Raw genomic sequence first — 16,600 nt, forward strand, 5'->3', positions numbered from 1 at the left:
ATGCCGAAGATCACTGCGCCCTCGGTTGCGGAGCACCGCAACCAGCAGCGCGAAGCCCTCATCAGGGAGGCCACGCGCATCCTGCTGAGCGAGGGTCCCACGGCGATCACACCGCGAGCGGTCGGTTCGGCCGTCGGCCTCGCGCGCAGCAGCGTGTACGAGTACTTCCCGTCGTCAGGCGACCTGCTGGCGGAGGTCGCGATCCGCGCCATCCTCGAGTGGTCGACCGAGCTGAGCTCGGCGATCGAGCCCGCCGCGCCGGGTTGGCCACGACTCGAGGCCTACGTGCGCTCGACGCTCCTCATGGTCAAGGAGGGCAAGCACGAGATCGCCGACCGACTGGAGGGCGTGAGCTTCAGCGAAGAGCAGGTTCAGCGTTTCATGGGGCACCACGACGCGCTCAGCTCGCCGCTCCCCGACATCATGGCCGAGCTCGAGGTGCAGCGTCCCGAGCTCGCGGGGGCACTCGCGCAGGGCATGGTGGATGCCGCCGTCAAGCGCATCGCGCAGGGGGAGGACGTCGAGGTTGTGACGGACGCCGTGCTCGACTCCCTGCGACACGGCTTCGCCTGAGACAGCGAAAGGGGCTGGCATCCGAGTGGATGCCAGCCCCTCCTTGACTGTTGCGAGCCGCGCGCGCCGTATCAGGCGACCGGGTCGATGGGGTCGCTGCGGGTCTCGCGCTGCGTGACGCGCTCGCCGGTGCCATCCACCTGGCGCACGGTGGACGTGGAGGAGCGCTTGCGCATCATCAACACGAGGGAGATGAGGAACACGACGACTCCGGCACCCATGAGGAGGTAGCCGATGAGGTCGAGGTTGACGACACCGCCGAGGTCGACGTTGACGGCGAAGGCCAGGATGGCCCCGATGACGAAGAGTGCAATTCCTGAACCGATACCCATGAGCTGAGTCCTTTCGTTCACGTGTGTGACATCGGACGGCCGGGTGACCTGAGTCGATGTCTCGTTTGACGGTAGTCCCGGTCCAGCCGTAGCGGGGGAAAAACTTCGGGGAGCCCGGCCGGTACGCTGGAACCTGACAATGTTCTGTGCCGAACCAGGAGTGCCGAATGCCCCGTGATCTCAAGCTCGCCGTCATCGCAGGAGACGGGATTGGCCCCGAAGTCACGGCAGAGGCTGTCAAGGTGCTGAAGGCGGCGGTGGGCGATTCGGCTGTCGTCGGCACGACTGACTTTCCCTTCGGCGCGACGCACTACCTGGAGACCGGTCGCATCCTGGAACAGGAAGACCTCGACGCGCTCGCACAGCACGACGCGATCCTGCTCGGCGCCGTCGGGGGAGACCCGCGCGACCCGCGACTGGCGGGCGGCATCATCGAGCGCGGCATGCTGCTGAAGCTCCGCTTCGCCTTCGACCACTACGTCAACCTGAGGCCGACCAAGCTCTACCCCTCGGTCACGTCGCCGCTCGCGAACCCCGGCGAGGTCGACTTCGTCGTCGTCCGTGAGGGCACCGAGGGGCCCTACGTGGGCAACGGTGGCAGCATTCGCAAGGGCACGCCGCACGAGATCGCCAACGAGGTGAGCGTCAACACGGCATTCGGCGTGGAGCGGCTCGTGCGATTCGGATTCGAGACGGCGCAGTCCCGCCCGGCGAAGAAGCTCACGCTCGTGCACAAGACCAACGTGCTCGTGCACGCGGGCGGCCTCTGGCAGCGCACAGTCGACGCGCTCTCGGCCGAGTACCCCGACGTGTCGGTCGATTACCAGCACATCGACGCGGCGACGATTCACATGGTCGCGAACCCGAGTCGCTTCGATACGATCGTCACAGACAACCTCTTCGGTGACATCATCACCGACCTGGCCGCCGCGATCAGCGGCGGAATCGGGTTGGCGGCCTCGGGCAACATCAATCCGGACGGCACCTTCCCCAGCATGTTCGAGCCCGTTCACGGTTCGGCACCGGACATCGCAGGCCAGCAGCTCGCTGACCCGACCGCCGCGATCCTCTCGGCGGCGCTCCTCCTCCAGCATGTGGGGCTCACGGATGCCTCGGCTCGGGTCATCTCGGCGGTCGAGTCCGACCTCGCATCCCGCGGCGATGCCCGCCGCAGCACGAGCGAGGTGGGCGACGCGATTGCCGCGGCGGCTACGCAGGCGCAGAATTAGACACGACCAAAGGACTCCCAATGAAGAATCTCCTCGCTCCCGCGACACTCGACTTCGCTGTCACGCGCAATGACGTTCCCCGCAGCGTCGAGGAGCGAGAGCAGATTTTGGCCAACCCGGGCTTCGGCAAGCACTTCACCGACCACATGGTCGACATCTGCTGGTCGGAGCAGGGCGGATGGCATCGGCCGCGCGTGCAGCCGTATGGCCCCATCAGCCTCGACCCTGCCGCCGCCGTGCTGCACTACGGGCAGGAGATCTTCGAGGGCATGAAGGCCTACCGGCACGCGGATGGCTCCATCTGGACGTTCCGCCCCGAGGCGAACGCAGAGCGGATGCAGCGTTCCGCCCGTCGGCTCGCCCTGCCGGAGCTGCCCACCGAGTACTTCATCGAGTCGCTCCGCCAGCTCATCGCGGTCGACGGGGACTGGGTTCCCGCGGCAGACGAGACGTGCCTCTACCTGCGCCCCTTCATGTTCGCCAAGGAGGCCTTCCTCGGTGTTCGCCCGGCTCACAAGGTGGCCTACTACGTGATCGCGAGCCCGGCGGGCTCCTACTTCGCCGGGGGAGTGTCTCCCGTCAGCATCTGGCTCTCGACCGAGTACACGCGCGCGGCGCACGGCGGCACGGGCGCAGCGAAGACGGGCGGCAACTACGCTGCATCCCTTCTGGCCCAGGCCCAGGCCTACGAGAACGGCTGCGACCAGGTGCTCTTCCTTGACTCATCTGAGGGCAAGTATGTCGAGGAGCTTGGTGGCATGAACGTCGTGCTCGTCTACAAGGACGGCACCCTTGTCACCCCCGACTCGGAGAGCATCCTCGAGGGCATCACGCGCGACAGCGTGCTGCAGCTCGCCGAAGATCGCGGGCACCGGGTGGAGCGGCGCCGCGTCGCGATCGACGAGTGGCGTGAGGGTGTGGCATCCGGCGACATCGTCGAGGTGTTCGCGTGCGGTACCGCTGCGGTCATCACCCCGATCGGCCTCGTCAAGGGCAAGGACTTCGAGATCGGCTCGGCGGATGCCGTCGCGGGCGAACTCACGATGTCACTTCGCAAGGAGCTCACCGACATCCAGTACGGCCGCGGCGAGGACCGCCACGGCTGGCTCACGCGCCTCGACGCCTGAGACTCAGTCGTTGCGGCGATCCACCCGCGCGGTCGGCACCGGTCCCGTCATGGCGATCGCCTCGTCGTACTCGCGCTCGATGTCGTCGTTGCGCTTGTAGGTCGCGAGGCTCACGACGATGGCGGCAATGAGTGCGAGCACGAAGCCCGGGATGATCTCGTAGAGCACATCGCCGATGGGCAGGTTGCCCCACACGAAGACCGTGATGGCACCGACCGCCATGCCCGCGATGGCGCCCCAGTTGGTGAGCTTGCGCCAGAAGAGCGACAGCAGGATGACGGGGCCGAAGGATGCGCCGAAGCCGGCCCACGCGAAGCCGACGAGGTCGAGGATCGTCGACGTGCGGTCGAGGGCGATGAGGATCGCGACGATTGCGACGACGAGCACGCCGGTTCGGCCGAGGAGCACTAGGCGCCTGTCTGAGGCGTCCTTCTTCGTCACCATCTTGTAGAGGTCTTCAACGAGCGCAGAGGAGGTCACGATGAGCTGCGAGGAGATGGTGCTCATGATCGCGGCGAGCACGGCCGCGAGCACGAGGCCCGCGATGAAGGGGTGGAAGAGAATCTGTGAGAGCCGCAGGAACACCGTCTCGGGGTCGGCCAGCTCTTCGCCGCTGCGGGCGAAGTACCCGATGCCGATAAGGCCGGTCGCGATGGCGCCGAGTGAGGTGAGCACCATCCAGCTGATGCCGATGCGCCGGGCGGCCTTCGCCTCCTGTGGCGTGCGCAGGGCCATGAACCGCACGATGATGTGCGGCTGCCCGAAGTAGCCGAGGCCCCACGCGGCGGCCGAGATGATGCCGACGACCGTGCCGCCCGTCAGGAGGTTGAGCCGCGCCGGGTCGACCTCCTCGATCGCCGTGATGGTCTCACCGAGACCGCCCATCGTGACGACCGCGACGATGGGAACGAAGATGAGCGCCGCGAACATCAGGAGGCCCTGCGCGACGTCGGTGAGGGAGGCGCCGAGGAATCCGCCGAAGAGCGTGTAGAGCACCGTGATGCCGCCGACGAGGAGCATGCCGAGCAGGTAGGGGGCTCCGAAGGACGACTCGAAGAAGACGCCGGCGGCAACCATGCCCGATGAGACGTAGAAGGTGAAGAACGCGAGGATGATCACGCCGCCGACGACCCGCAGCACGCGCGTCTTATCGCGCACTCGCCGCTCGATGAAGCTCGGGATCGTGATGGAGTTGCCCGCAACCTCGGTGTAGGCGCGAAGCTTGGGCGCCACGAACTTCCAGTTGAGCCAGGCGCCGATCGTGAGTCCAATCGCGATCCATGCCTCGACGAGGCCCGCGACGTAGATGGCGCCGGGGAGGCCCATGAGCAGCCAGCCCGACATGTCGGATGCTCCCGCGCTGAGGGCGGCGACGCCGGGCTTGAGCCCGCGCCCGGCCAGCATGTAGTCGTTGAGGTTCTTGGTGCGCCGGAAGGCGAACCATCCGATCATCAGCATCAACGCGAAGTAGAGAGCAATCGCGATGATCTCGAACACCCGGTCGTCCATGTCTCGCTCCATTCCGCGCCATTGCTTGTGAAGTCGTGGTCACAGCATGGCAAAGACCGCAGGGATGCGCCAGTACCTGCACCGGATCCGGGTCTGCAAGCGTTTGCAGAGGGTTAGACTCGATAGGTGAAAATCGCGCGTTTCAGCTCTGCAGACAATGACCCCCGCTACGGAATCGTCGATGACGGAGAACTCGTCGTACTGGCGGGCGACCCCATGTTCGCAGGCTACGAGACGACGGGGGAGCGCGTTCCGCTCGCCGATGTGCGCCTGCTCGCACCCGTGATCCCGCGCTCGAAGGTCGTCTGTGTCGGCCTCAACTATGCGGAGCACAAGGCTGAGATGGACACGATCTCCGCCCCGAGCAACCCGCTCATCTTCCTCAAGCCCAACACCTCCATCATCGGCCCGGGTGAGACGATCCAGATCCCGCCCGTCGAGGGTCGCATCGTGCACGAGGGCGAGCTGGCGGTCGTGATCGGCCGCATCGCCAAGCAGGTCAAGGCAGAGAACGCCAAGGACTACATCTTCGGGTACACGATCGCGAACGACATCTCCGCGCGCGACCAGATGTTCGCCGACGGCCAGTGGGCCCGCGCGAAGGGCTACGACACCTTCTGCCCCATCGGCCCGGTCATCGAGACCGAGATCGACCCCTCGAACCTCCAGATCGAGACCTTCGTCGACGGTGAGCCGCGCCGCAACGGCAACACCCGCGACCTGCTGCACGGCATCCCGGAACTGATCGAATACATCTCGGATGTCTGGACCCTGCTGCCAGGCGACCTCATCCTCACGGGCACCCCGGCTGGTCTCGGCGGCTTCGTCGACGGTCAGACGGTCGACATCACGATCGAGGGCATCGGCACCCTCAGCAACCCGGCGCGCAACCGCGCCTAGCGGTCTCGAGTCGCCCGCAGCCGCAGCACGGTCAGCGGGAGGGTCAGGAGCGAAAAGCCTGCCGCGACCACGAGTGCGACGCTGAAGGATGCGCCCGCAGCGATCATGCCGATGAGCACGGACCCCACGCCGGTGCCGAGATCGAAGCCGATGTTCCAGACGGCACTCGCGGACCCATAGTGGGGGCGGCTCACGGCCTGGAACGAGAGCACGAGCGTGAGGTTCTGCAGCCCGCCGTAGCTGATGCCGACGAGCGCCGCACCGAGGAGCAGGGCGGCGGCGTGCGTCGCGTTCGCGTCACGCACCGACCAGGCGATCACGAGGAGTCCGGCGATCGTCACCAGCACGAATGGGCTGAGGAAGCGAGCTGCTCCGAATCGGTCGGAGAGCGCGCCGACGCGCCAGCGGGAGACCGCGGCGGCGAGGGTCAGCACGAGGAGCGCGACGGCGCTCAAGGCCGCACTGTCACTCATCTGCGCCATGAAGGTGATGAGTGCGCCGCCGGCGAGGGTGACCGCGAGCAGGAGTGCCATGGGGCGAAGGAGGAGATGGTAAGGGGCGCGCTCCGTCGCATCCGGAACGTGGTCGAGGCGCCGCCCGAGGAGCACGGCGGGGAGCGCGCTGAGCACGGGGACGAGCCCGAGCGCGAAGATCGGTGCGAAGCCGAACTGCTCCACTATCCACGGGCCGGCGGAGACGAAGAGCACCTGCGGCCCGGCGATCGCGAGGCCGTAGGCGCCGATGGCTGCGCCGCGACGGGCCGGTTCGACCAGCTCGGCGACGAGGGCGCTGCCCGTCACGGTCGCGACCCCGAAGCCCACACCGCGCAGTGCGGAGACGGCGAGGATGGGCAGCAGTTGGTCGCTCAGGAGGAAGGCGGCGGTGGGCAGTCCGAGGAAGAGTGCGCCGGTGACGAGCACGGGCGTCCAGCCGAATCGCCGGAGCGCTCGCGGAACGAGCAGCTGTGTGAGCACGGTGAAGAGCATCAGCACGCCGTTGACGAGACCGGCCCCCACGGAGTCCGCGCCGCCGTGGGTCGCCCACAGTGGGGCGACGGGGAGCAATGCGGCGAAGCCCGTGAAGCTGAACACCGTCATCGCCAGGAGGAGCAGCATCCCTGGGACGCGCAAGACGGATTCGGAGTTCGAGCGTGGCCTGCGTCGATTGGCGCCGGAGCGGCCGATTGGGAGGAGCATCCAAGGAAGGCTAGCGCTTCCGCTCGCGGCTCCTGGCAGTCGGAGGTTTCGTATTGCCCGCGGTGGCCGACCTGTTCCTCGGCATCTGGCTCTTGATGCGAGCGCATCGTCGGGACTACGCCCGCCAGCCCCGTGGAGGCGCAAGGTCATAGGTGGATCAGGCGGCCGGGATGATGATCTCCAGCCCGTCGAAGCGACGGAAGTCGCGATCGAAACTCGCGACCGGTGCGGCATGGCTGGTGGCCAACGCTGCGATGTAGGCATCTGGAATCAGGTTGCCCCAGGAGTCTGACTCCAGCACGGTCTGGCGGAAGACACTGAGGTCGCCGTCCATGCCTGCGACGGGCGTGTAGGACGGAGCGGAACACAGCGCGTCGATGAACTCGAACGCCTCAGCGGGCGTGGATGGAACCTCGAAGATGTGGGTGTTGGTGACAAGCCTGACGAAGCCGACCCACACCAGGTCGGGGACCACAAGAGTGGTCCCTGCAGAGAGTTCTTTCTCGAGCCATGGGCGGGCGGCGTCGTGGTGCGGGTGGTCGGCACGGAATGCCGCGAGCACAACGTTGACGTCGAGGACGATCACGCGGTGTCGCCGCTCGCGTCGAGCGCGTCATAGAGCGCACGGTTCGAGGACGGGTTGAGCCCCCGGCGAAGGCCAGTGCCCCGGGTGAAGGTCGGCAGTGTGGGCGCGGGAGAGGGCTGCTCCACCGACACAAGGTCTCGACGTACCGCCTCTTCGACATACTGCCCAAGGGTCTGGCCCCGCTGGGCAGCGCGCCGTTTGGCTCTCGTGAGGAGAGCGTCGTCGATTGAGAGCGTGGTGCGCATGATGTCAATTCTAGCGCATCACCTGCATCACCCCGGAGTGGGCCTAGAATTGCCGCAATGTCTGCTCTCTTCTCCACCGCATCCGGCGCCGATGTGCGCGTTCGCTTCTGCCCGTCCCCGACGGGCACGCCCCACGTCGGCCTGATTCGCACGGCGCTCTTCAACTGGGCATTCGCGCGGCACCACGGCGGCAAGCTGATCTTCCGCATCGAAGACACGGATGCCTCGCGCGACAGCGAGGAGAGCTACCTGCAGCTCCTTGACGCCCTGAGGTGGCTCAAGATCGACTGGGACGAGGGCATCGACGTCGGCGGGCCGCACGAGCCGTACCGCCAGTCCCAGCGCAGTGAGATCTACCAGGGGATCATCGAGAAGCTGAAGGAGTCGGGCCACCTCTACGAGTCCTTTGCGACGGGGGAGGAGATCGAGGCGCGCAACATCGCGAACGGCCGCGACCCCAAGCAGGGCTACGACAACTTCGAGCGCGACCTGACGGAGGAGCAGCGTGCGGCCTACCGCGCGGAGGGCCGCCAGCCCGCCCTGCGCCTGCGCGTGCCCGACCACGACCTCGGCTTCCACGACCTGGTGCGCGGCGACATCCTCTTCCCGGCGGGCAGCTTCACCGACTTCGTCGTGGTGCGGCCCAACGGAATCCCGCTCTACACCTTCGTCAACCCGGTCGATGACGCCCTCATGGGCATCACGCACGTGCTGCGCGGTGAAGACCTGCTGAGCAGCACGCCGCGACAGATCGCCCTCTACTCGGCGCTGATCGAGATCGGCGTGACAGACGCGATCCCGCAGTTCGGCCACCTGCCCTTCGTCATGGGGGAGGGCAACAAGAAGCTCTCGAAGCGCGACCCGGAGTCGAACCTGTTCCACCACCGCGACCGCGGCTTCATCCCCGAGGGTCTGCTCAACTACCTCGCCCTCCTCGGCTGGTCGCTGTCGCACGACCGCGATGTGTTCACGATCGACGAGATGGTGGCGGCGTTCGACGTGACCCAGGTGAACCCCAACCCGGCCCGCTTCGACCAGAAGAAGGCCGAGTCGATCAACGGCGACCACATCCGGATGCTCGAGCCGCACGATTTCGCGGAGCGACTGCTGCCCTACCTCACCGACCTCGTCAACAGCGGCGAGGACCGCGTCATGCTCTCCAAGGCGGCCCCGCTCGTGCAGGAGCGGATGCAGCTGCTGGGCGAGGCTCGCGGACTGCTCGCGTTTCTCTTCACGGCGGACGACGCGATCGAGTACGACGCGAACGCGATGCCCGGCGATGAGGGCGCGGCCGTGCTCGCGGCATCCATCGAGGCGCTCACTGCCCTCGGGACCTGGACGCACGAGCCGATCGAGGCCGCCCTGCGCGCAGCCTTGATCGACGGCATGGGCCTCAAGCCCCGCAACGCCTTCGGCGCCCTGCGCACGGCGATCTCGGGTCGCCGCATCAGTCCGCCGCTCTTCGAGTCGATGGAACTGCTCGGCAAGCAGAGCACGCTGGCGCGCCTGCAGAGGCTCGCCGCACGGCTGTGAACGCCGTGCTGGAGCGCCAGCCCGACGACTACGACGTCGTCGTTATCGGCGCGGGCCCTGCGGGGCTCAGCGCAGCACTCAACCTCATCCGGGCGCGTCGGCGCGTGCTCGTGCTCGACGGCAACCGTCCCCGGCACTCGGCGACCCTCATCTCGCACGGCTTCCTCACCCGCGACAACACGCCCCCGCACGAGCTGCGCCGCATGGGGCGCGAGGAGTACCTGTCGTACCCGGAGGCGGAGCACCAGCTCGCGCGCGTGACATCCGTGACCGCCCTCGCCGAGCCGGGGGAGCACGTCTTCAGTACCGAGACCCACACGACGGGGTCGACCGGCCTCTTCGAAGTCACGGCGAAGGGCATCAATGGCGCACCGGATCGCCAGGTGCGCACCGCGACCGTGCTGATTGCGACGGGGCTGCGCGAGGAGTTGCCGGCGCTGCCGAGCATCCGTTCCTTCTATGGCATGGGCCTCTTCAGCTGCGTCGCGTGCGATGGCTACGAATACAGCGATCGGCCCATCGCGCTCATCGGCGAGACCTCGGATGTCGCGTGGCGGGCCATGCTCATCGCGCAATGGAGCGACCACCTCACGGTCTTCACGAACGGTTCCGACGCGATCACGCCCGGGCAGGAGGCGGCGCTCTCCGAGCGGGGCGTGCGCATCGATCGTCGCCCCATCGCGGATGTCGAGGGGGGCCGCGACGGCGTGACGGGCGTGAGGCTGCAGGATGGTGAGGTCGTGCCGGTCTCGGGCGGCTTCGTGCGGCCCAAGTGGCACGCACAGCTTGAGTTCGCGGCGTCCCTCGACCTCGCGGCCGACGGGTGGGGCCTGCTCGAGGTGGATCGCGGCGGACGCACGAGCCACGCGGGCGTGTACGCCGCCGGTGACATCACGTCGCCGGGGCCCCAGCAGCTCATCGTGGCGGCGGGGGCCGGGGGCCGGGTTGCGGCAACCATCAACCGCGACCTCATCGGCATCCCGACCGCGCACCGTCGCTGAGTCCCGCTCGGTTCGTGCCACGGCCCGGAGTAGGGTAAAGTGGTCCCTCGGTGCCGGCTTCGGTTGGAACCATTGGGGTATGGTGTAATTGGCAACACGACGGTTTCTGGTACCGTTGTTCTTGGTTCGAGTCCAGGTACCCCAGCCATACGAAACCCGCGGAGTTCCGCGGGTTTTTTGTTTTCCCGACGACTCCTGGGCCGGGGCGCACCTGCCTCGCGATGCTGGAAGTTTCGACGCCCCCTGTGCGAGACTGTCGGAGCCCTGCGGGCCCATCCGCACGTGAGAGGGGCATGACGAGAAGGATCACGCGATGAGGAACCGGGTCTCCACCCACCCCCGCTGACCTCGTCGCGCGTGCGCGCCTGTGTCAGCGATCCCACTGACACCGGAGACCCGCATGCCCTCACCAATTCCTTCCGTCGCGCTGCACGAACTGAGCTTCGCGTGGCCCGACGGCACACGCATCCTTGACGCCCTGAATGGTGCCTTCGGCAGTGGCCGCACGGGCCTGACCGGCCTCAATGGCGCCGGCAAGTCCACGCTCCTGCGGCTCATCGCCGGCGAGCTCGCGCCGACGGGCGGCAGCATCAGCACCGTCGGCGATGTCGCCTACCTCCCACAGCGGATCACGGATGCCGCGGGCACGACGGTCGCGCAACTCCTCGGCGTCGATCGTCCGCTGGCAGCGCTGCGTGCCCTCGAGGGCGGTGACGCGAGCGCCGAGGTGTTCGAGGCGATCGGCGACGACTGGGACATCGAGGAGCGCGCACTCGCGGAGCTCTCGGCCCGCGGCCTCGGCATCCGCTCGTTGGATCGCTCCGCCGACACACTCTCGGGAGGGGAGGCGGTCGCGGCCGCGCTTGCCGGCGTGACCCTCCGGCGCGCCGCCATCACCCTGCTCGACGAGCCCACGAACAACCTCGACGAGGCGGCCCGCGAGATCGTCTATGACGCGGTCACTGGCTGGCGAGGCGCGCTCATTGTCGTGAGCCACGATGTCGGGCTGCTCGAGCTCATGGATGCGACGGCCGAGCTTCGGGCGGGCACCATCACGACGTTCGGCGGGCCGTGGTCCGCCTACCGCGCCCACGTCGAGGCCGAACAGCTCGCCGCCCAGCGTGCCCTCGCGAGTGCCGAACAGGACTTGCGCCGAGAGAGGCTGCAGCGCATCCGCGTGGAGGAGCGCATCGCCCACAGCGAGCGACAGGGGCGCAAGGACAAGCGCGACCGTAAGTTCGTCGGGGCCGTCATCAACGATCGACGGAACTCCGCCGAGAAGTCGCAGGGTGCCCGGCGCAACCTCCACGCGGCGAAGGTCGCCGAGGCGCGGGGTGGAGTCGAGGCGGCGGGGCGACTCGTGCGCGACGACGACCGCATCCGCATCGAGCTGCCAGACCCCGGCGTCGCGAACGGCCGTCAACTCGCGACCCTCCGCAGCAGCGATGGCCGGGAGTTCATCGTGCAAGGCCCGGAACGCATCGCACTCACGGGAGCAAACGGCGTGGGCAAGTCGACGCTCGCGCGTGCGCTGCTCACGGGCGATGCGGATGCCGCGCTCGCGCACACTCAGCGCATCGCGCTCCTGGGGCAGGGCCTTGACGATCTCAAGGAAGACGCCTCCGTGCTTCAGGCCGTCGCTGCCGCGGCTCCCAGCGTGCCAGAGGCAGAGCTGCGCAACCGCCTCGCCCGCCTGCTGCTCCGCGGCGACACGGTCGACCGGCCCGTCGCCACGCTGTCGGGTGGTGAGCGCTTCAGGGCGGCGATCGCGCGCATCCTGCTCGCCGAACCGCCGCCGCAGCTGATCGTGCTGGATGAGCCGAGCAACAATCTCGACCTGCACAGCGTGGGTCAACTCGTGGACGCGCTCGCCGCCTATCGGGGCGCGCTCCTGGTGATCAGCCACGACCGGGACTTCCTCGGTCGTGCCGCGGTGCAGCGAGAACTGCGGCTCGAACACGGGGGAGTGCTGAGGGAAATCGCGCTATAAGCACACCGTGCTGGCCGTTCCGTGTGAATCCCCGGGTTGTTTCCTGAGGTCGGCGTGCCTCGGTGGACCGCCATTCGGCGAGTTGGTGGGCGTGCGGCGGCACTCGGGGGGTGGACCGGTCGGGGAACCCGAGGTGGACTCACGGGGAACACCCAGCCTCGTTTCCGACGGTAGATCGTCCGTATGCGCCCATCTGACGGCGCCACCCGATCTCTCGAACGCCCCGCGTTCCCACCCGAAAGAACTATGCCTCTCAACACTGCGCAGATCTCTGACCGCGTTCCCTCCCGCACCCGCCCCGGCCTGATCATCACGGGCGCCGTCCTCGCGCTCGGCGCCATGCTCGGCACGGGCGCGACCATCCAGGCCTCGGCAGCCGAGTTCGAGGAGCGCATCGCCGCAGGTGAGAAGGCGGCTAACGAGCTCAAGGCCTCACTCCGCGATGAGAAGATCGACGCCGTCGTTGAACAGCGCCTGGCTGAGGAGGCGCAGCAGGCGATCGAATCGGCCACTCCCGTGATCGCCGCCGCCGATGGAAAGGCGGATGCCTCGGCGCTCGCCGCATCCGTCGCCTCCCTCGCCCAGCACGAGGTGCTCGAGACCGTCGAGGTCGTGAGCCTCGTCGGTTCGGTCGAAGCCACGATTCCCGCAGTGCAGGCTGCCGTCGCCGAGGCGGACCGCCTCGCGGCCGAGCGGGCAGCGCAGGCTGCTGCGGCGCTTGCGACCCCCGCTGGCGCCCAGGCGCACGCACGCGAGGTCATGGCGCAGCGCTACGGCTGGGGCGCCGACCAGGCGAGCTGCCTCGTGAACCTCTGGCAGAAGGAGTCGGGCTGGCGCTGGGACGCGCTCAACCCCTCGAGCGGGGCCACGGGCATCCCGCAGTCGCTTCCTGGCTCGAAGATGGCGACGCACGGCGCCGACTGGCAGACCAACCCGGCGACGCAGATCAGCTGGGGCCTCGACTACATCAAGCGCGCGTACGGAACACCGTGCGGGGCCTGGGGCAAGTCGCAGGCGGTCGGCTGGTACTGATCCGCTTTTCTTTGGCCGGAGGGCTACCCGTTTCGCAGTTTCGTGCCTAACTTCATCAGTACGGGCACCGGTCCAGCCCGTCCGTCGAGAAAGGCAGACTGATGAACTCGATCCACACCCTCACGGGCGTCCTCTCGGCCATCGATTTCCCGGCAACTCGCGACGACATCGTGCGCCTCGCGCGCACCGACTTCGTTGACCGTCGCCTCGGCCGCTGGCTTGAGAACCTGCCCGACGGCTCATACGACGGTGCGTGGCAGGTGTGCCAGGCGCTCGCATCCGCTTCGGGGCATTCGACCGCGAAGGATCGCGTGCCCGTCACCGCCTGAGCCAGGTTGCGGCCGACGGGATTCGCGAAGAATTTCGTCGGCCGAAACTATCGCTGCCGTGCCGTGAGGCGGATAATCGCTCGCATGGATTCCGCGCAGGAGGGCACGACCTCCCAGGCACAGCACGACGACATACCGGCTGAACGGCCGGGATGGAAGCGCGACGTCGCGATCTTCCTCTCGGGGCAGACGATCTCGCTGCTCGGCTCGATGCTCGTCATGTACGCGGTCATGTGGCATCTCACGATCCTCACCGGGTCGGGCACGGTGCTCATGCTGAGCCTCGTGTTCGGGATGCTGCCGCAGGCGGTCGTGTCGATCTTTGGCGGCGTGTGGGCCGACCGGCACAATCGCAAACTGCTCATCATGGGCGCGGATACGGCCATCGCGGTCGCGACGCTCGGCCTTGCATTCCTCATGGTGAGCGGCGTGGACTCGCTGTGGGTCATCTACACGGCCCTCGCGGTGCGCTCGTTCTTCGCTGGCATCCAGACGCCGGCCGTGACCGCGATGATTCCGCAGATCACTCCCACCTCGCAGCTCATGCGGGTCAATGGCATGTTCCAGACGGTGCAGGCGGGGATGATGCTGCTCGCGCCCGCGATGGCCGCCGTCATCTACGCGAGCATGGACATCGTCGCCGTCTTCTTCATCGACGCGACGACGGCGCTCATCGGGGTCGGCCTGCTGGCGTTCATCCGCGTTCCGACGATCACGCGCAGCGAGGAGGAGAAGGTCAGCTACTTGGGCGACCTGGTCGCGGGTGTGCGCTACATCGCCTCGAACCCCTCGGTGAAGTGGCTCACGGCCCTGTTCGCGCTCGTCATGCTCCTGACGGGCGCCCCCGGCTACCTCACGCCCCTGCTCGTCGTGCGGGAGTTTGGTGATGAGGTGTGGAAGCTCACGGTGAACGAGCTCGCCTGGGGAGTCGGCTTCCTGGCCGCGGGCGCATTGGTGTCGGTGCTCGGGCCGCGCATCCGTCGCCGTGTGCTCTTCGTCGTGCTCTCCCTGCTTGCATCAGCAGTACTGACGGCAGCACTCGGCATCGCGCCGAACCTCCTGCTGCTCTGCATCGTCGGTGCCCTCGTCGCAGCCACCTACAGCCTCATGAACGCGCCCACCATGACGATCCTGCAGGAGCGCGTCGAACCCGAGATGCAGGGTCGCGTCTTCGGCTTCGTCGGCATCGTCATGGCGACGGCGATGCCCCTGTCCATGGTGATTTTCGGCCCCCTCGCCGACGTCTGGTCGGAGCGGGTCGTCATCGTGTTCGCAGGGCTGCTGCTCGTGGCGACGCTGCTCGCGATCTTCTCGATCCCGTCATCGAGGCGCTCGCTGGCGGCGGTCGACGCTCCCGTGGAGGCGTGAGTCAGGCGTCGAGCGTGTCGCCCGGCTCCAGCACGTGGTAGGTGCCGCCGCCCTCTTCTGTGACGCCAGACAGCCGCTGGTTCGCCATGTTCTGGCCGATCGTCGAGAGCGGCACTTGGTGTGTCGGGAATGCGTGCTTGGGTGCGACCTCCGCGAGGTAGTCCATCGCCTCGCCGATCTTCAGCCAGGGCGCGCCCGCCGGTGCCGCGAGCACCTCGACGGGCTTGGGCGGCACCGTGTACGAGTCCCCGCCGTAGTAAAGGGTGTCGTTGACGAAGACGCCGACGTTGTCGACGATCGGCAGCGAGCGATGGATGACGGCGTGCTCCTTGCCGTGAAAGCTCAGGGTGAAGTTGCCGACCGTGACCTCGTCGCCGTCGGCGACGACCTGCACGTCGAAGCCCTCCGCCGCGGCAGCCACGCCGGCGGGCCCGTAGATCGGCACATCGGCTCTCATGGAGCGAAGGCGTTCGAGGTGTTCGGGCGTCCAGTGGTCTGGATGCTCGTGCGTGACAACGACCGCGACGAGCGAGTCGAGTCCCTCGAGTGGGGCAGTGAAGCTGCCCGGGTCGATGACGAGCTGTTCACCCTGATCCTCGACGACGAGGCATGCGTGTTCGCGTTTCGTGATGCGCATGCTGCGAGCCTAAGGCGTTGCATGCGTGCACGGGAGTGCCGTTCCGCTATCGTCAGTAAAATGACGACGCCTCGTCGACGCGTGGTCGTCGCCATCAATCCAAGCGCAGACTATGGTGCTGCGGCCAGCGCGGCCCCAGGCATTGTCGCAGCACTCTTCGCGGCGGGTCATGACGTGTTCCCGCTCATCGCGGAGTCCTTCGAGGCCCTGCGCTTGGCCGCGGGTGCGGAACTCGCCGCCGGTGCCGACGCGCTCGTAGTGGTGGGCGGCGATGGGATGGTGAGTCTCGGTGCCAACCTGGTCGCGGGGACGGGCATCCCGATGGCTGTCATCCCTGCAGGCACCGGCAACGACACCGCGCGCGGACTCGGCATCCCGGTCGACGACAGCGACGCGGCGGTGCGGATGCTCGTGGACGCCCTTGATCGCGATCCGCGCACGATCGACGCTGGTCGTGTCACGCGGGCCGACGGTTCCGAGCGCTGGTTCGTCGGGGTGCTGTCTGCCGGCTTCGATGCGATCGTGAATGAGCGCGCAAATCGCATGCGTTGGCCGCGAGGCCCCCGCCGCTACACGCTCGCGATCGCGTGGGAGCTGCTGCGGTTCAGGCCGATCGCCTACCGGTTGGTGGTCGACGGGGTGGTGCTGTCTCGAAGGGCGATGTTGGCAGCAGTCGCCAACGGCACCTCGTTCGGCGGCGGGATGAAGATCACACCGCAGGCGGAGCTCGATGACGGAATGCTTGACCTCTTCCTCGTCGCTCCGATGACGAAAGCGCGTTTCGTGCGGCTGTTTCCGCGGGTGTTCGCGGGGAACCATGTGACGAACGACGCCGTGACCATAGTGCGCGCCAAGCGGCTACGACTCGATGCCGAGGCGGGGCCCGGCGCGGTCATTGCCTACGCGGACGGCGAACGGCTAGGGCATCTGCCCCTCGACGTGGAGGTGGTGCCGGGCGCGCTTCGGGTCTTCGCCCCGCATCCCGCAAAGTGATGCGATCTCGGTTTGGCGAC

The 16,600-nt window shown here is 67.6% G+C and carries 17 protein-coding genes and 1 tRNA gene; 12 read left to right on the forward strand and 6 right to left on the reverse strand.

The genetic code is table 11. The features are described from left to right. Positions 1-573: a TetR/AcrR family transcriptional regulator gene (locus ACIQK7_RS09365; RefSeq protein ID WP_403023714.1), complete on the forward strand. Its 573-nt coding sequence runs from the start codon at positions 1-3 to the stop codon at positions 571-573. Positions 574-644: 71 nt separating this feature from the next. On the opposite strand, the gene ACIQK7_RS09370 is transcribed toward ACIQK7_RS09365, so the two are convergent. Further along, the gene (locus tag ACIQK7_RS09370) at positions 645-905 is read right to left on the reverse strand and encodes a DUF6458 family protein (RefSeq protein ID WP_325211044.1); all 261 of its coding nucleotides are present in this window, start codon (positions 903-905) and stop codon (positions 645-647) included. Positions 906-1,072: 167 nt separating this feature from the next. On the opposite strand from ACIQK7_RS09370, the gene ACIQK7_RS09375 reads away from it, so the two are divergent. Continuing rightward, positions 1,073-2,134, forward strand: a complete 1,062-nt coding sequence (locus ACIQK7_RS09375; RefSeq protein WP_403023717.1) for a 3-isopropylmalate dehydrogenase — start codon at positions 1,073-1,075, stop codon at positions 2,132-2,134. A gap of 20 nt (positions 2,135-2,154) precedes the next feature. Beyond that, a complete protein-coding gene (locus ACIQK7_RS09380) occupies positions 2,155-3,261 on the forward strand; it encodes a branched-chain amino acid aminotransferase (RefSeq protein WP_403023720.1) in 1,107 nt (368 codons plus the stop codon). Between the two features lie 3 nt (positions 3,262-3,264). On the opposite strand, the gene putP is transcribed toward ACIQK7_RS09380, so the two are convergent. Then, positions 3,265-4,770 (reverse strand): sodium/proline symporter PutP, encoded by a 1,506-nt coding sequence (putP, locus tag ACIQK7_RS09385; RefSeq protein ID WP_403023723.1) that lies wholly within the window; start codon positions 4,768-4,770, stop codon positions 3,265-3,267. Between the two features lie 126 nt (positions 4,771-4,896). Between putP and ACIQK7_RS09390 the strand changes: the two genes are divergently transcribed. Then, entirely contained in the window at positions 4,897-5,670 is a 774-nt protein-coding gene (locus tag ACIQK7_RS09390; RefSeq protein ID WP_403023726.1) for a fumarylacetoacetate hydrolase family protein, read from the forward strand. Here ACIQK7_RS09390 and ACIQK7_RS09395 read toward each other — a convergent pair. The 3 genes from ACIQK7_RS09395 to ACIQK7_RS09405 all read right to left on the reverse strand — a co-directional run bounded on the left by ACIQK7_RS09395 (position 5,667) and on the right by ACIQK7_RS09405 (position 7,697). Next, entirely contained in the window at positions 5,667-6,866 is a 1,200-nt protein-coding gene (locus ACIQK7_RS09395) for an MFS transporter (protein ID WP_403023729.1), read from the reverse strand. The two genes, ACIQK7_RS09390 and ACIQK7_RS09395, sit on opposite strands and share 4 nt — an antisense overlap. 157 nt (positions 6,867-7,023) lie before the next feature. After that, positions 7,024-7,452 carry a TA system VapC family ribonuclease toxin gene (locus tag ACIQK7_RS09400; protein ID WP_403023731.1) on the reverse strand — a complete coding sequence of 143 codons (429 nt, stop codon included), beginning with the start codon at positions 7,450-7,452 and terminating at the stop codon, positions 7,024-7,026. Continuing rightward, positions 7,449-7,697, reverse strand: a complete 249-nt coding sequence (locus ACIQK7_RS09405; RefSeq protein ID WP_325211051.1) for a hypothetical protein — start codon at positions 7,695-7,697, stop codon at positions 7,449-7,451. The genes ACIQK7_RS09400 and ACIQK7_RS09405 overlap by 4 nt, the downstream gene beginning before the upstream one ends. 57 nt (positions 7,698-7,754) lie before the next feature. Between ACIQK7_RS09405 and gltX the strand changes: the two genes are divergently transcribed. The 7 genes from gltX (at position 7,755) to ACIQK7_RS09440 (ending at position 14,950) form a co-directional block, all read left to right on the forward strand. Then, positions 7,755-9,230 (forward strand): glutamate--tRNA ligase, encoded by a 1,476-nt coding sequence (gene gltX / locus ACIQK7_RS09410; protein WP_403023736.1) that lies wholly within the window; start codon positions 7,755-7,757, stop codon positions 9,228-9,230. Then, positions 9,227-10,231, forward strand: a complete 1,005-nt coding sequence (locus ACIQK7_RS09415) for an NAD(P)/FAD-dependent oxidoreductase (protein ID WP_403023737.1) — start codon at positions 9,227-9,229, stop codon at positions 10,229-10,231. Before gltX ends, ACIQK7_RS09415 begins: the two co-directional genes overlap by 4 nt. 73 nt (positions 10,232-10,304) lie before the next feature. Further along, positions 10,305-10,379 (forward strand) — tRNA-Gln (locus ACIQK7_RS09420). Between the two features lie 252 nt (positions 10,380-10,631). Further along, entirely contained in the window at positions 10,632-12,221 is a 1,590-nt protein-coding gene (locus ACIQK7_RS09425) for an ATP-binding cassette domain-containing protein (RefSeq protein WP_403023739.1), read from the forward strand. 246 nt (positions 12,222-12,467) lie between these two features. Further along, the gene (locus ACIQK7_RS09430) at positions 12,468-13,253 is read left to right on the forward strand and encodes a hypothetical protein (RefSeq protein ID WP_403023742.1); all 786 of its coding nucleotides are present in this window, start codon (positions 12,468-12,470) and stop codon (positions 13,251-13,253) included. Positions 13,254-13,354: 101 nt separating this feature from the next. Further along, positions 13,355-13,582: a DUF2795 domain-containing protein gene (locus ACIQK7_RS09435; protein ID WP_325211056.1), complete on the forward strand. Its 228-nt coding sequence runs from the start codon at positions 13,355-13,357 to the stop codon at positions 13,580-13,582. A gap of 84 nt (positions 13,583-13,666) precedes the next feature. After that, positions 13,667-14,950 (forward strand): MFS transporter, encoded by a 1,284-nt coding sequence (locus tag ACIQK7_RS09440; protein ID WP_403023744.1) that lies wholly within the window; start codon positions 13,667-13,669, stop codon positions 14,948-14,950. 1 nt (position 14,951) lies between these two features. Here ACIQK7_RS09440 and ACIQK7_RS09445 read toward each other — a convergent pair whose 3' ends face one another. Then, positions 14,952-15,587 carry an MBL fold metallo-hydrolase gene (locus tag ACIQK7_RS09445; protein ID WP_325211058.1) on the reverse strand — a complete coding sequence of 212 codons (636 nt, stop codon included), beginning with the start codon at positions 15,585-15,587 and terminating at the stop codon, positions 14,952-14,954. A gap of 60 nt (positions 15,588-15,647) precedes the next feature. Between ACIQK7_RS09445 and ACIQK7_RS09450 the strand changes: the two genes are divergently transcribed. Then, positions 15,648-16,580, forward strand: coding sequence for a diacylglycerol kinase family protein (locus ACIQK7_RS09450; RefSeq protein WP_403023747.1), 933 nt, complete (start codon positions 15,648-15,650; stop codon positions 16,578-16,580). The last annotated feature ends 20 nt before the right edge of the window (positions 16,581-16,600 follow it).

The sequence above is a fragment of the Salinibacterium sp. GXW1014 genome, assembly GCF_044769865.1.
In the GTDB taxonomy this organism is placed as follows: domain Bacteria; phylum Actinomycetota; class Actinomycetes; order Actinomycetales; family Microbacteriaceae; genus Homoserinimonas.